General features: G+C 36.4%; 11 protein-coding genes. 10 read left to right on the forward strand and 1 reads right to left on the reverse strand.

What is annotated here, in order from left to right:
- Positions 1-365 precede the first annotated feature (365 nt).
- The 9 genes from argC (at position 366) to clpB (ending at position 12,912) form a co-directional block, all read left to right on the forward strand.
- Positions 366-1,400: an N-acetyl-gamma-glutamyl-phosphate reductase gene (argC, locus tag V7014_RS10945; RefSeq protein WP_335507024.1), complete on the forward strand. Its 1,035-nt coding sequence runs from the start codon at positions 366-368 to the stop codon at positions 1,398-1,400.
- A gap of 17 nt (positions 1,401-1,417) precedes the next feature.
- Positions 1,418-2,650: a bifunctional glutamate N-acetyltransferase/amino-acid acetyltransferase ArgJ gene (gene argJ / locus V7014_RS10950; RefSeq protein ID WP_335507053.1), complete on the forward strand. Its 1,233-nt coding sequence runs from the start codon at positions 1,418-1,420 to the stop codon at positions 2,648-2,650.
- A gap of 11 nt (positions 2,651-2,661) precedes the next feature.
- On the forward strand, positions 2,662-3,429 hold the full coding sequence (gene argB / locus V7014_RS10955) for an acetylglutamate kinase (RefSeq protein ID WP_335507025.1): 768 nt from the start codon (positions 2,662-2,664) through the stop codon (positions 3,427-3,429).
- Between the two features lie 2 nt (positions 3,430-3,431).
- Entirely contained in the window at positions 3,432-4,589 is a 1,158-nt protein-coding gene (locus V7014_RS10960; protein ID WP_335507027.1) for an acetylornithine transaminase, read from the forward strand.
- 74 nt (positions 4,590-4,663) lie between these two features.
- Positions 4,664-5,746: a carbamoyl phosphate synthase small subunit gene (locus tag V7014_RS10965; RefSeq protein ID WP_335507029.1), complete on the forward strand. Its 1,083-nt coding sequence runs from the start codon at positions 4,664-4,666 to the stop codon at positions 5,744-5,746.
- On the forward strand, positions 5,739-8,852 hold the full coding sequence (locus V7014_RS10970; protein ID WP_335507031.1) for a carbamoyl phosphate synthase large subunit: 3,114 nt from the start codon (positions 5,739-5,741) through the stop codon (positions 8,850-8,852). Before V7014_RS10965 ends, V7014_RS10970 begins: the two co-directional genes overlap by 8 nt.
- A complete protein-coding gene (argF, locus tag V7014_RS10975; RefSeq protein ID WP_335507032.1) occupies positions 8,849-9,808 on the forward strand; it encodes an ornithine carbamoyltransferase in 960 nt (319 codons plus the stop codon). The genes V7014_RS10970 and argF overlap by 4 nt, the downstream gene beginning before the upstream one ends.
- A gap of 164 nt (positions 9,809-9,972) precedes the next feature.
- Positions 9,973-10,152, forward strand: coding sequence for a YjzC family protein (locus tag V7014_RS10980; RefSeq protein WP_205061861.1), 180 nt, complete (start codon positions 9,973-9,975; stop codon positions 10,150-10,152).
- Between the two features lie 171 nt (positions 10,153-10,323).
- Positions 10,324-12,912, forward strand: coding sequence for an ATP-dependent chaperone ClpB (clpB, locus tag V7014_RS10985; protein WP_335507036.1), 2,589 nt, complete (start codon positions 10,324-10,326; stop codon positions 12,910-12,912).
- A 148-nt stretch (positions 12,913-13,060) separates the two neighbouring features.
- Here the strand turns inward: clpB and V7014_RS10990 are convergent, their stop codons facing one another.
- Entirely contained in the window at positions 13,061-13,246 is a 186-nt protein-coding gene (locus tag V7014_RS10990; protein ID WP_335507038.1) for a YjzD family protein, read from the reverse strand.
- A gap of 377 nt (positions 13,247-13,623) precedes the next feature.
- Between V7014_RS10990 and V7014_RS10995 the strand changes: the two genes are divergently transcribed.
- Positions 13,624-14,346 (forward strand): hydrolase, encoded by a 723-nt coding sequence (locus V7014_RS10995; RefSeq protein ID WP_335507040.1) that lies wholly within the window; start codon positions 13,624-13,626, stop codon positions 14,344-14,346.
- Positions 14,347-14,540: the final 194 nt, after the last annotated feature.

Consider the following 14,540-nt stretch of genomic DNA (forward strand, 5'->3'; position numbering starts at 1 on the left):
GAATAATACAATGTATAATACACATAAAATATACATTCATTTTTACAATAATGTAATAATGATTTAGTGAATAAAAATATAAAAAGGTTGATGTTTATTGATATTTTGCCTCTTTTATGATTAATAGGACAAAAATACATTTTGTTTTGAAAAATGAAAAATTTATAAAAATTCAATTGCATTTATTTTTATTCACACTTATAATAATGTAAATATAAAAGATAAGAATTGTTTGCTCGACATAATACAGGAAAATGATATTCGTTGTAAGAATATTCAAATATTTAAATTGATACTATTGATGCTAAATACATCCATTGTAAACGGATAGGGAGTTTACGTTATCTTTCAGGGGGGAGATTTAAATGAATGTTTCAATAATAGGCGCAACAGGATATAGCGGATTAGAGTTAATTCGAATTTTAGATAATCATCCGCATTTTAATATAGTGTCACTTCATTCATCATCGAAGGCGGGTCAATATATACATGAGGAAAATCCACATCTCATGCATATAAATCAAGTATTAGAGCCAATTGATCCGATTGAAATTGCCAAGAAAGGCTCGATTGTTTTTTTAGCGACTCCAGCAGGGGTATCGACTGAATTAACACCACAGTTTATCGAAGCTGGCGTTAAAGTGGTCGATTTATCTGGTGATCTAAGGCTTGAAGATCCAGAAACTTATAAACATTGGTATCAAAAAGAAGCAGCTTCGATGGATACACTGTCAAAAGCCGTATACGGACTTAGTGAATGGAATGAGGATCACATTAAAGGCGCACAAGTAATCGCAAATCCAGGCTGTTATCCAACGGCAGCATTGCTAAGTCTGGCACCATTGTGTCAGATGAACTGGTGTAAACCTAATAGCATTATTATTGACGCAAAATCTGGTGTATCAGGTGCGGGAAGATCACCATCATTAAATACGATGTATAGCGAGTTGAATGAAAATTTCAAAATATATAAGGTTCATCAGCATCAGCATATTCCAGAAATAGAGCAGCAGTTGCACAAATGGCAGGATGATATCACAACAGTCGAATTTAATACGCATTTAGTTCCAATGATTAAAGGAATTATGACGACAACATATGTTCAATTAAAGGAAAACGTGACAACAAAGCAATTGATAGATTTATATAAAGAAACGTATCAAAATCATCCATTCGTGAGGATTATGCTAGAAGGACAGTATCCATGTACGAAGCAAGTTGCTGGATCTAATTTTTGCGATATTGGTGTGAGTATGAATGAAAGAACAAGAAGAGTAACAATTGTTGCTGTAATAGATAATTTGGTGAAAGGAGCGGCAGGGCAAGCGGTACAAAATGCAAATATTTTAAGTGGCTATGAACAAACAGCTGGCCTGAAACAAGTACCGCAATATCCATAAACCTGCTTGTGATGAAAATGAATATAACGACAGTTAATGACAATATCAAAGAAATTCAAGAGGGTAATATTTTATGTGCGAAAGGTTACAAAACAGGCGGTTATCATACGGGTATACGTAATAACAAGAAAGATTTGGGCATTATTGTATCCGACAACTTAGCAAATGCTGCTGCAGTTTACACGAAATCGATTACACAAGCGGCCCCAATTAAAGTAACGAAAGATACGATGTCTCAAGGAGCACAAATCCAAGCGATTATTGTTAATAGTGGTAACGCAAATGCGGCAACTGGAGAACAAGGTATGCTTGATGCATATGAGATGAGAAATGCGACAGCGAAGAAGCTTGGAATTGAGAATACACAAGTTGCTGTAGCATCTACGGGTGTAATTGGTCAACTATTGAACATGGATAAAATCAAAGCAGGTATTGATCAAATTGAGTTTCTAGATAGTTCAGAATGTGCGGCTGACTTTGAAAAAGCTATCTTAACAACAGATACTTTCCAAAAGCATTGTGCATTTCAAGCAGAAATCAATGGGGTAACAGTAACTGTAGGAGGAGCGGCAAAAGGATCAGGAATGATTCATCCAAATATGGGTACAATGCTAGGCTTTTTAACATGTGATGCGAATGTTTCATCTGAGAATTTACAATTGGCATTATCGCAATGTATCGATTCTACTTTTAATCAAATTACAGTAGATGGTGATACTTCTACAAATGATATGGTCATTTTACTAGCAAATGGACAAAGTAATTCTGATGAATTGGCACCAGGTCACGAAGGTTGGGATACATTCGTCCAGTTAATTGCACTTACTTGTAAAGATTTAGCGAAGAAAATTGCTAGAGATGGTGAAGGGGCAACGAAGTTAATTGAAGTAAATGTGGAAGGGGCACAGTCAATTAGTGATGCTAGAGCATTAGCTAAAACAGTAGTAGGGTCAAGCTTAGTGAAAACAGCTATTTTTGGAGCAGATGCGAACTGGGGACGTGTAATTGCTGCTATGGGACGTGCAGGTGCCACATTTAATCCAGAAGATGTAACGATTAGTTTTGGCGATATTGTTGTTCTACAAAATAGTACGCCAGTTGATTTTTCAGAAGAAGATGCGAAAGCGTATTTAGAACAAGAAGAAGTAGTAATCAATGCGGTATTAAATGAAGGCGAAGCAAAGGGTACAGCTTGGGGCTGTGACTTAACATATGATTACGTCAAAATCAATGGTAGTTATCGCTCGTAGGGAGGCACATTATGAAGATTCTACTTATAAAGTTAGGAGGAAGCATTTTAAATGAATTGCATGAATCCTTCTTTACAAGTTTAAAAGATTTACAGGCGGAAGGATATAAGCTTGTCTTTGTTCATGGTGGTGGCCCTGACATTAATGAAATGTTAGACGCATTGCAAATCGTACCAGAGTTTCACAATGGTCTGAGAAGAACGACCAAGGATGTATTAGATGTAGTTGAACTAGTTTTATCAGGAAAAACCAATAGGACGTTGGTGTCTTTATTACAAAAGTATGGTTTTTCTGCAATCGGACTTCATGGAAACGATGCCGGGTTATTACAAGGGGACTATATAGACCGATCTGCTTTAGGTGAAGTGGGTGAAATCACAACGGTTAACAGCGATTTAATAATGAATATTCTCTCCTTAAATCTTGTACCGGTTCTAACACCTTTAGCACTTTCCAATGATGGAAAAACATTAAATGTGAATGCCGATATGGCTGCTGGAGCAGTTGCAAAAGCATTGAATGCTGAAAGTTGTGTGTTTATCACAGACGTAAAAGGTGTTTTAGAAAATGGATCGTTAGTAGAGCATATGACTTTAGATGAAGCAGAACAGCTAATCGAAGAGAAAGTAATCTATGGTGGTATGATTCCGAAGGTTAAGACAGCTCTTAAAACATTGCAAACAGGTATTGAGAATGTACGAATAGTAAGTGGTAAAGAGCATTTCTTTGAAAATGGAAAATGGGTGGGAACGTCATTTGTGGAGAAAGTGAGGGTTTAATGATGAGTAATGTATTTCCAACATATGCAAGATGGAACATTACACCTGAAAAAGGTGAAGGTAGTTGGCTATTTGCTACAGACGGACAGAAGTACCTAGATTTCACAACTGGGATTGGCGTTTTAAATCTAGGACATTGCAATAGTAAAGTGAAAGAGGCTGTTGAAAAACAATTAAATCAATATTGGCACACATCTAACTTATTTCAACAACCAAATCAAGAAGTACTGGCTTCAAAATTGGCTGGAGCGTCTGGATTAGATGCCGTATTCTTTTGTAATAGCGGGGCAGAGGCAAATGAAGCAGCTATTAAACTAGCAAAGAAAGCAACAGGAAGAAAGAAAATTGTATCTTGTATTCAATCATTTCACGGCCGTACATTTGCAACGATGGGAGCAACAGGACAAGAGAAAGTACGAATCGGTTTTGGTCCAATGCTAGATGCTTTCGAATATATTACGTTTAATAATGAAGAAGAAGTGAAAACTGCGGTCGATGAGAACACAGCGGCAATTATGTTTGAAATTATTCAAGGTGAAGGTGGCATTAATCCCGCAACGGAAACTTTCTTGAAAACAGTTCAAGAAGTAGCGAAGAACGTTGGTGCATTAATAATTATTGACGAAGTTCAAACAGGAATCGGTCGAACTGGAAAGCCGTTCGCATTTCAAAACTTTGCTTTCCAACCAGATATTGTAACTTGTGCAAAAGGATTAGGGAATGGCCTACCAATTGGTGCAATGCTTGGGAAATCAGCATTAATAGAACATTTTGGTGCAGGAACGCACGGTTCTACTTTCGGCGGAAATCCAATCAGTACTGCTGCTGCGATTGCCGTATTAGACGATTGTTTCCAAAAGGATTTCTTACAGGAAGTAGTTGTCAAAGGTGAGATTTTAAGAAGTAAGTTAAAATCAGCATTGAGTGATGTGGAACTTGTGAATGAAGTAAGAGGACTTGGGTTAATGGTTGGCATTGATTTAAAAGGCGATGCAAGTCCATTAGTGCTTGAATTACAAAAAGAACAATTACTTGTGTTAACTTCAGCACCACACGTTATGAGACTTTTACCACCACTTACTGTAACGAATGAAGAAATTGATATTGCAGTAGAGAAAATCAGTGAATTATTGAAGAAAGTACCTACACCAGCCGTATAAGGCTGAAAATTTTTTGGTGAATATGAATAAAAATTCTAAAATTTAAATAAATATTCATCAATAGAGGTGAGAATATGAAAGGCTATTTGCATTTGCAAAACGGTGAAGTGTTTACTGGAAAATGGCTTACTAATCAACCGAAAAAAGTTGTTGCTGGAGAGATGGTATTCTTCACAGGAATGACAGGGTATCAAGAAGTACTAACAGATCCTTCATATAAAGATCAAATCGTAGTGTTCACATATCCATTGATCGGGAACTATGGAATTAACAAAGGTGATTTTGAAAGTATCAAACCTCATGTTGCAGGTGTAATTGTTCATCGCGGAGATATGCACTACTCACATTATGATGCCGAAATGTCGATTGTAGAGTATTTGAATAAATGGGATATTCCCATGTTAGGAAACGTTGATACACGTGCAGTAGTAAAACGAATTCGTACAAACGGCTCAATGCTAGCTTATATAAATGCGACTTCTGATTTCAATGTAACTAAACAAAGTTATCAAGCAGAGTCTCTTGTACCTCTTGTTTCACAAGAAGAAATGGAAGTTTACGGAGAAGGTAGTAAACATATCGTTATGATGGATTTTGGCTATAAGAAATCAATTTTAACGTATTTATTGGAGAAGGATTGTAAAGTAACAGTAGTTCCTTATAATACTACATCTGAACAAGTACATGCATTAAAGCCAGATGGTATTTTACTATCTAATGGTCCTGGAGATCCAGTTGAGATGCTGCCTTATATATCGGAAATCAAGGCTATTGTATCAAGTTATCCAACGATGGGAATTTGTCTTGGTCATCAACTTATATCATTAGCATTCGGCGGAAAAACGAAGAAACTATTATTTGGCCATAGAGGAGCTAATCAACCTGTGGCAGATATAATGAATAAATCAGTGTTCATGACTTCTCAAAATCATAGCTATGTTGTGGATGAAGAAAGTTTAATGAACACAGAATTACTGGTGCGTTTCAAGCAAGTAAATGATGGATCAATTGAAGGGGTACAGCATAAAACATTGCCAATCATTACAACGCAATTCCATCCAGAAGCAAATCCAGGACCAGCAGAAAGTGCTGTAATATTTGATGAATTCTTACAAAATATGAAAAGTACTAGCGGGAGAGAAAAAGTGTATGCCTAAAGATACGTCCATTCAATCTATACTTGTTATTGGTTCAGGTCCAATTGTTATCGGTCAAGCGGCAGAGTTCGACTATGGTGGTACGCAGGCTTGTCTAGCTTTAAAAGAAGAAGGGTATAAAGTTATCTTAATCAACAATAACCCTGCTACGATTATGACCGATGAAACAAATGCCGATATTGTATACTTTGAGCCATTAACGAAAGAAGCAATTACAAAAATTATCGCAAAAGAACGTCCTGATGGTTTATTAGCAACACTTGGTGGTCAAACAGGACTGAATTTAGCATATGAATTAGATGAAGCTGGTGTATTAAATCAATATAATGTAAAGCTGTTAGGAACACCAATTGAATCAATTAAGAAAGGTGAAGATCGTGAATTATTCCGCCAGCTCATGTTTGAAATCAATGAGCCGGTTCCAGATAGTACAATTGTACACACTTTGGAAGAAGCGATTGCTTTTTCTGAAGAGATTGGTTTCCCAATCATTGTTCGTCCAGCTTATACGCTAGGTGGCACTGGTGGAGGAATTGCAGCAGATATCGAAACATTTAAAGAATTAGTACGTGGCGGATTACAGGAAAGTCCGATTACACAATGTTTAATAGAGAAAAGCATTGCGGGATATAAAGAAGTTGAATATGAAGTAATGCGTGATAGTTCAGGTACATGTATTACAGTGTGTAACATGGAGAACATTGATCCGGTTGGTATTCATACGGGAGATTCTATTGTAGTTGCGCCATCTCAAACTTTAACAGACGAAGAATATCAAATGCTAAGAGGCGCTTCGATTAAGATTATTTCAGCATTAGGTATCATAGGTGGTTGTAATATTCAATTTGCATTGGACCCTAAAAGTAAACAATATTACTTAATCGAAGTGAACCCAAGGGTAAGCCGTTCTTCAGCTCTTGCTTCTAAAGCAACAGGCTATCCGATTGCTCGTCTCGCTGCTAAATTAGCAGTAGGTTATCAGCTATCAGAGATTAAGAACCCGGTAACGAAAAGTACGTATTCTAGCTTTGAACCAGCGCTTGACTACGTAGTTGTGAAATTCCCGCGTTGGCCATTTGATAAGTTTCCACAAGCGAATCGTAAGCTAGGAACACAAATGAAAGCAACAGGTGAAGTAATGGCGATTGATCGAAATATCGAGAGTGCCATACAAAAAGCTGTTTCTTCACTCGAAAGTAAGAATGTTGGCTTGAAACTTCATCGTTTGGACAGCTTGTCGGTCACTGAATTAATGGAAGAAATGAATGCTGGTAATGATGAACGATTCTTTATTTTGTTAGAGTTAATCAGAAAAGGAATGCCAATTGAAGACATACATGATGCTACGAAGATAGACTTTTTCTTTTTACATGTATTTCAAAAGCTTATTCAAACAGAAAAATTCATTGATACGCGTAATTTAGCAACTATATCAGAAGATGAATTAGCAGATTTGAAAGAAATGGGATTCTCTGATGATTATTTAGCTAAAACGTGGAATGTTACTGAAAGTGATGTTCGTGCAAAAAGAAAAAGCCTAGGTATTGTCGCTGCTTATAAAATGGTAGATACATGCGCCGCTGAATTCGCTTCATCAACGAGCTATTATTATAGCTCTTATAATGGTGAAAATGAGCAAGTACCATCTACTCGTAAGAAAGTGTTAATCATAGGCAGTGGCCCAATTCGAATTGGGCAAGGTATTGAGTTTGACTATTGTTCTGTGCATAGTGTATTCGCACTTCAAAGTGAAGATGTTGAAAGCATTATGATTAATAATAACCCTGAAACGGTTAGTACAGACTTCGCTACTGCAGATAAATTATACTTTGAGCCACTAACACTTGAATATGTGTTGAATGTTATTGACGCTGAGGAAATTGAAGATGTAATTGTTCAATTTGGTGGTCAAACGTCCATTAACTTAGCTCAAGAGTTAGAACAAGCTGGCATTAACTTATTAGGTACTTCTTTTGATATCGTCGATCAATTAGAAGATCGTGAACGATTCTATAATTTACTTGAAGTTTTAAATATTCCGCATGTTCCAGGTGCTATTGCAAAGAACCAAGCTGAACTAATGGACTGGGCTGATAAACTAACATTCCCAGTGCTTGTTCGTCCTTCCTATGTCATCGGTGGAGCAGGTATGGATATATATAATAGTAGAGAAGAGCTAGAAGCAGGAACAAAGAATAAATTGTATCCTCTTCTAATCGATAAATATTTACCAGGTAAAGAAGCAGAAGTGGACTTAGTTGCAGATGGAAATGAAATTTGCATTCCAACACTTGCTGAACATATTGAAAAAGCAGGTATTCATTCAGGAGATAGTATGGCTTATCTTCCGTCACAAACACTTTCACCTAAGGTAAAGGACAAAATTGTAAAGTATGCCAAACAAATTGTACAGCACTTAAACTACAAAGGATTAATGAATATTCAATATGTTATTTCAGACGAAGATGTATACGTTCTTGAAGTAAATCCAAGAGCAAGTCGTACAATTCCAATCATCAGTAAAGTAGCTAATGTACAGATGGTGCAAATTGCGACAAAAATATTACTCGGGAAATATTCATTGTCGAAGTTAGTCAATAAAGTTGGTTTACTGGAAGAATTACCGTATTATGTTGTGAAATATCCTGTATTCTCAACATTTGCGTTAAGTGGGTTAGATAGTAAGTTAGGTCCGGAAATGAAATCAACAGGTGAAGGTATTGCCATCGGTGAGACAAGAGAAGAAGCTTTAGCGAAAGCTTTTGAATTCTTAGAGAAAAGTATTCGCTCACATGGTAATGAAGTTTACGTTGCCCCGTCCGTGACTCTTTCAGAAGATTTGCTTAAGAGCATGTCTCACGTAGGGTTAATACCAGTTTCAGATGTTGCTCTGGATGAGTGGCTAAAGAGTAGAAAAGGAAAAGTATTGCTATCATTAGCTGAAGAGGAAAAAACAGATCGGATTAAAGCAGCTAAATATCGCTTGTTGACATTTACAAGCATTGAAACGTTCGAAGCTTATGTTGCAGCGGCAACAAATGCTGAAACACCAATTGTATCGTTAGAAGGATGGTATGAAAAATTAGTGAAAGGTGTGGCAATATGACAATTGTAAGTACATCGGCACAACAAAAGATATTAAATAGCAAAGATTTCTTATCATTTGAAGGAGTATCAAGTGAACAAGTACTTGAGCTATTACATCTAGCAACAGATATTAAAAAGAAGTTTAAAAGTGGGGAAGCATATGCGCCTCTTACAGGCAAAACATTAGCTATGATTTTTGAAAAGTCTTCAACACGTACTCGTGTATCTTTTGAAGTGGGGATGCTTCAATTAGGAGGTCACGCTCTTTTCCTTTCTAATAAAGATCTTCAAATTGGTCGTGGTGAAACAATCGGTGATACTGCTCAAGTACTATCTGAATATGTAGATGGTATTATGATACGTACGTTTGAGCATGAGAAGGTAGAAGAACTTGCTAAATATGCATCTATACCTGTCATTAATGGGTTAACAGATTTATCTCATCCATGTCAGGCATTAGCAGATTTATTAACAATCCAGGAAATTAAAGGAGAGTTAAAAGGTTTGAAAATGGCGTACGTTGGAGATGGAAACAACGTAGCACATTCTTTAATGGTTGCATGTGCGAAAGTTGGAATGAATTTTGCAATTGCTGCACCAACAGGTTATGAAGCAAACAGTGATATTATCGCAAAAGCACAAAACATCGCAAAAGAAACGGGATCTATCATAGAAGTAACAACAGATCCAAATGTAGCCGTAAAAGATGCTGATATCATATATGGTGATGTTTGGACGAGTATGGGGCAAGAAGCAGAAAATCAAAAGCGCCTTGCAGATTTTGAAGGATATCAAGTTAATAACTCACTTGTTCAAGGAGCAAAATCGGATTATATTTATATGCATTGTTTACCAGCACACCGAGAGGAAGAAGTATCAGCAGAAATTATTGATGGACCAAATTCAGTTGTGTTCCATCAAGCAGGTAATCGACTTCATGCTCAAAAAGCATTGCTTGTTGATTTAATGGCATAATAATAAAAGCAGTGTAAATCATCTATTGGTGATTTACACTGCTTTTTTATTATGAGGTATACCACTTTTCGAGGAAATAGCTGTTAAAAATAGAAACGTTCATTGATTTAAAAAATCTTGGGGATAATATGAGGGCATTTACTAACAAAAGGAGGTTAGCAAATATGGGTCAATCACGTCATTTTAAACATGGGCAAAAAGCACCTAATAATGGCTATTATGTTGAGATTGGTGAGACAGGAAGTATGGTAAAGGAACCAAAGAAAATACATTTAAAAGCGGGCGATTCTTTCCCGGAAACATCTAATGGTAATCGCCATTGGACATATCAAAGGAAGCCTTAAGCATGAAATAATTTCGAAAAATTGTAGCCATCCTAAAGCTAGGATGGCTTTACATATAGTATAAACAATGTATAATATAATCAAAGGTCAAAAAAGGTCAAAATAATCTTGCTGTTAGTTTTCTTGAATAGGGGTATATAGGAAAAAGGTTATATATTTGGAGGGATTGGAATGGATCTTAATAAGATGACCGAAAGAGTTCAGCAAGTCTTTCTAGGCGCTCAACAATTGGCGCAAAGTCAACATCAACAGGAATTAAAGATTGCCCATTTACTTGTAACGATGGTTGATCAAGAAGATTTCATGTTACTTCGAGTATTAGAAGCTCAAAAAGTAGACCAGCAAGCATTTACTAATAAACTTAAACAATTTTTAGCACAGCAGCCACAAGTATCGGGGAATGTGCAATTATATATTTCTCAGAGGCTTCAAGAAGCGATTGATCATGCGTGGAAAGAAGTTGAAAAGCTAGAGGACGAGTACTTATCTATCGAACACTTATTACTCGCTTTTTTCTCGAGTTCTGCGGCAGAGATAAAGGTCGTTAATCGGCAATTTTCATTGAAGTACAATAAAGTATTAGAAACGATAAAGGAAATAAGGGGGAACCAAAGAGTGACTAGTGCTAATCCCGAAAACACGTATGAAGCATTAAAGAAATATGGACGTGATCTTGTAGAGGAAGTGCGAAATGGTAAATTGGATCCGGTAATCGGACGTGATTCAGAAATTCGTAATGTGATTCGTATTTTATCTCGGAAAACGAAAAACAATCCTGTGTTAATCGGAGAACCAGGTGTGGGAAAAACAGCCATCGTAGAAGGATTAGCCCAACGTATTGTGCGTAAAGATGTTCCGGAAGGACTTAAAGATAAAACCATTTTTGCGCTTGATATGAGTTCACTAGTAGCGGGTGCTAAATTTCGCGGGGAATTTGAGGAACGTTTGAAAGCAGTTTTGAATGAAGTAAAGAAAAGTGATGGGAAAATACTTTTATTTATTGATGAACTCCATACAATTGTTGGAGCAGGGAGAACGGATGGAGCGTTAGATGCAGGAAATATGCTTAAACCAATGCTGGCTCGTGGAGAATTACATTGTATTGGGGCTACAACGCTTGATGAATACCGTCAATATATTGAGAAGGACCCAGCACTTGAACGTCGTTTCCAACAAGTTTTGGTTAAAGAGCCGGATGTAGAAGATACAATTTCTATTTTGCGAGGATTAAAAGAGCGCTTCGAAGTGCATCATGGTGTGCGTATTCATGACCGTGCACTAGTAGCAGCAGCAACACTATCAGACCGTTATATTACGGAACGATTTCTTCCAGATAAAGCAATTGATTTAGTTGATGAAGCTTGTGCGATGATACGTACAGAAATAGATTCTATGCCAACAGAGTTAGATGAATTAACGAGAAAAGTTATGCAGTTAGAAATCGAAGAAGCTGCTTTAAAGAAGGAAGACGATGAACAAAGTAAAAAGCGTTTAGAAGCTCTTCAAGAAGAACTTGCGAATATGAAAGAAGAAGCGAATAATATGAAATCGCAATGGGAACTTGAAAAAACTGGTTTACAAAATATTCAACAAAAGCGAGAGTTGCTAGAAACCTTAAAACGTCAATTAGAAGATGCTGAGAATAACTATGATTTGAACAAAGCTGCAGAGCTTAGACATGGTAAAATCCCAGCATTAGAGAAAGAATTAGTAGCACTTGAAGAAACTGTTAATAATAAACAAAATGACAATAAACTTCTTCGCGAGGAAGTAACAGAAGAAGAAATTTCTTCTATTGTTGCTAGATGGACCGGTGTTCCTGTAACTCGTATTATGGAAGGAGAGCGGGAAAAATTATTGCGCCTTGAAAGTGTTTTACATGAACGGGTTGTTGGGCAAGATGAAGCGGTTCAAATTGTTTCGGACGCAGTTCTTCGTGCTCGTGCAGGAATTAAAGATCCAAGCAAACCGATTGGTTCGTTCCTATTCATGGGTCCGACTGGGGTAGGTAAAACAGAATTGGTAAAAGCTTTAGCAGAATCGCTCTTTGACAGTGAAGATCATATGATTAGGATTGATATGAGTGAATATATGGAGAAACACTCCGTTTCACGCTTAATTGGAGCACCTCCAGGATATGTTGGTTTTGAAGAAGGGGGCCAATTAACGGAAGCGGTTCGACGTCAACCTTACTCCGTTATTTTGTTAGATGAAGTAGAGAAAGCACATCGGGATGTATTTAATCTACTACTGCAAATTCTTGACGACGGACGAATTACCGATTCACATGGTAGAGTTGTTGATTTCAAAAATACAGTGATAATAATGACGTCTAATATCGGCTCAGCTCACTTGATTGAAGGTGCAACAACTGAAGGAATAAGTGAAGAAGCACGAAGCGCAGTTATGACAGATCTGAAAATGCACTTCCGACCTGAATTCTTGAACCGTATTGATGATATTATTATGTTCAAACCATTATCTATAAATGAAGTAACGAAAATTGTTGATTTGCTTATGAATGATTTGCAACAACGTTTGGCACAGCGTTCAATTAAAGTGGTGTTGAGCGATGATGCAAAAGCATTTATTGCAAACGCAGCGTATGATCCAATTTACGGGGCACGCCCTTTAAAACGTTATATTCAAAAACATGTTGAAACAGTTTTAGCACGGCAATTGATAGCTAAAGGTGCAGTTGAAAATATGACTGCCAATGTAACAGTAGAAAATGATCAATTAGTGGTGAATATTAAATAGGGATAAATAGGAAGCAATTGTTTTAGTCTCTATTGAAACAAGTGTAATAAAAGGACAAAAGAGGCATAGCATAAGCTTGCCTCTTTCTATCTCTGCTATTAGCTTCAATTACTAGTTGCCTTGCAACAAATAACTAAAGTGTTACGAATTAATGATGTTGTTCTACAGGATCATCAGGAAGCAGCATTGGTACGATGCAAATTAAAATCGTAATAGGTACAGATAAAACTAGACCCATTTGGAAACTATAAGCAACACCGTTCATAGAGCTTACTACATAAACGATCATTTGTAATAATAAGAACACCCAAAAAAACGTCACTAAATAACGCATGTTCTTCACCTCTTTAAGTTCGTCAATACATTATATATTACCATATTTCTTTATACTTAGGAAATGTCTTTTAATACTTTCAAGTTGATATTTAGAGAAAGTATTTATTATTCAGACAAAAGAAAGAAACAAGAGTAACACCTTTTTAGTATAGCATAAAAACATAGGCGATATGTAAGATACAGGCATTGTTAATCCCCACTTTTTTCCTTAATTTTATTGAATTTTACAGTACGGTAGTTTAAGATTATGAAAACAAATACGGGAAGTTTGTCTCATATTGTAATTTTTGTGCGCTTGTTTTGGACAGATTTCCTTAACATTTTCTACTTAATACATATAATTAATAGAAGAGAATTAATAGAAAGGATTGGCCAATGATGCTGCGAAGCTTTCAATATGATGGACAATGGAATATTATATATTATCCGCAGAAGCCGAGTGGGTTTTCGGTACTCATTATTGGAGATCATCACCATTATGTTAAAAAAGATGATAGTTATTGGTTACGTCATCCAGGTAGATTACAAATTATAGATCAATTACAGCAAGAAGGTTATACAGGGTTTTCGTCAAATCTATATGGTGAGCATTGGGGGAGTAAGAAAGCAGCAGGGCTTGCTAAGTCGCTTTATCATTTAACGATGAAAAGCGAAATTTTAAATGAGAGAATCCATATTTTTGCTGAAGGTAAAGGAGCTTTAGTTGCTTTACAGCTTATGGAATCTTTATCATTAAATATCCGTTCTGTTGTTATGCTAAATCCATGTTTATCCTTAAAGCATAAATGGAAGAAGGAACGCGAGCGAAAAGTATTTTATCAACCTTTTATAAAGGGTGTATCAAAGGCATTTGGAACTAGTCAAGATGATTTAGAGACAACGTACGATGAAATGAAAGAATTACAAATGAAATCCTCCATTCCTATCAAAATAATTCATGTTCTCGGCAATGATTCCCCAGAGCAGTTTGAACTCTATAAGAAGGTACAAGAAAGTAACCAAGCAGACACGGAAATCGTTTATTTGCTTCCAGAAAAACGATATAAAGTCGCGACTGAGACAACGCGTTTCTTTCATAAGTTTGAAACCATACTATAGTAAATAGAATAATTAATGTTAGCCGTACAGAAAACGTTTCTGGCGGCTTTTTTCATTGTTTATGAATGTATAAAATAATTTGTTGTTGATCACTTTAAATAGAATGATTCTACGTCCAGCTCCGAGTACCCAACGCCTAGTGAACTTCACACTTCTTCTTACGATAAGTCAACTCATGAAATGCTGAAACGGCC

This window comes from Bacillus sp. JJ722, from assembly GCF_036963345.1.
GTDB lineage: Bacteria > Bacillota > Bacilli > Bacillales > DSM-1321 > Bacillus_AD.

Coding starts and splice junctions, on each gene's coding strand:
- argC (WP_335507024.1), top strand. CDS start 366: ATGAATGTTTCAATAATAGGCGCAACAGGATATAGCGGATTAGAGTTA.
- argJ (WP_335507053.1), top strand. CDS start 1,418: ATGAATATAACGACAGTTAATGACAATATCAAAGAAATTCAAGAGGGT.
- argB (WP_335507025.1), top strand. CDS start 2,662: ATGAAGATTCTACTTATAAAGTTAGGAGGAAGCATTTTAAATGAATTG.
- V7014_RS10960 (WP_335507027.1), top strand. CDS start 3,432: ATGAGTAATGTATTTCCAACATATGCAAGATGGAACATTACACCTGAA.
- V7014_RS10965 (WP_335507029.1), top strand. CDS start 4,664: ATGAAAGGCTATTTGCATTTGCAAAACGGTGAAGTGTTTACTGGAAAA.
- V7014_RS10970 (WP_335507031.1), top strand. CDS start 5,739: ATGCCTAAAGATACGTCCATTCAATCTATACTTGTTATTGGTTCAGGT.
- argF (WP_335507032.1), top strand. CDS start 8,849: ATGACAATTGTAAGTACATCGGCACAACAAAAGATATTAAATAGCAAA.
- V7014_RS10980 (WP_205061861.1), top strand. CDS start 9,973: ATGGGTCAATCACGTCATTTTAAACATGGGCAAAAAGCACCTAATAAT.
- clpB (WP_335507036.1), top strand. CDS start 10,324: ATGGATCTTAATAAGATGACCGAAAGAGTTCAGCAAGTCTTTCTAGGC.
- V7014_RS10990 (WP_335507038.1), bottom strand. CDS start 13,246: ATGCGTTATTTAGTGACGTTTTTTTGGGTGTTCTTATTATTACAAATG.
- V7014_RS10995 (WP_335507040.1), top strand. CDS start 13,624: ATGATGCTGCGAAGCTTTCAATATGATGGACAATGGAATATTATATAT.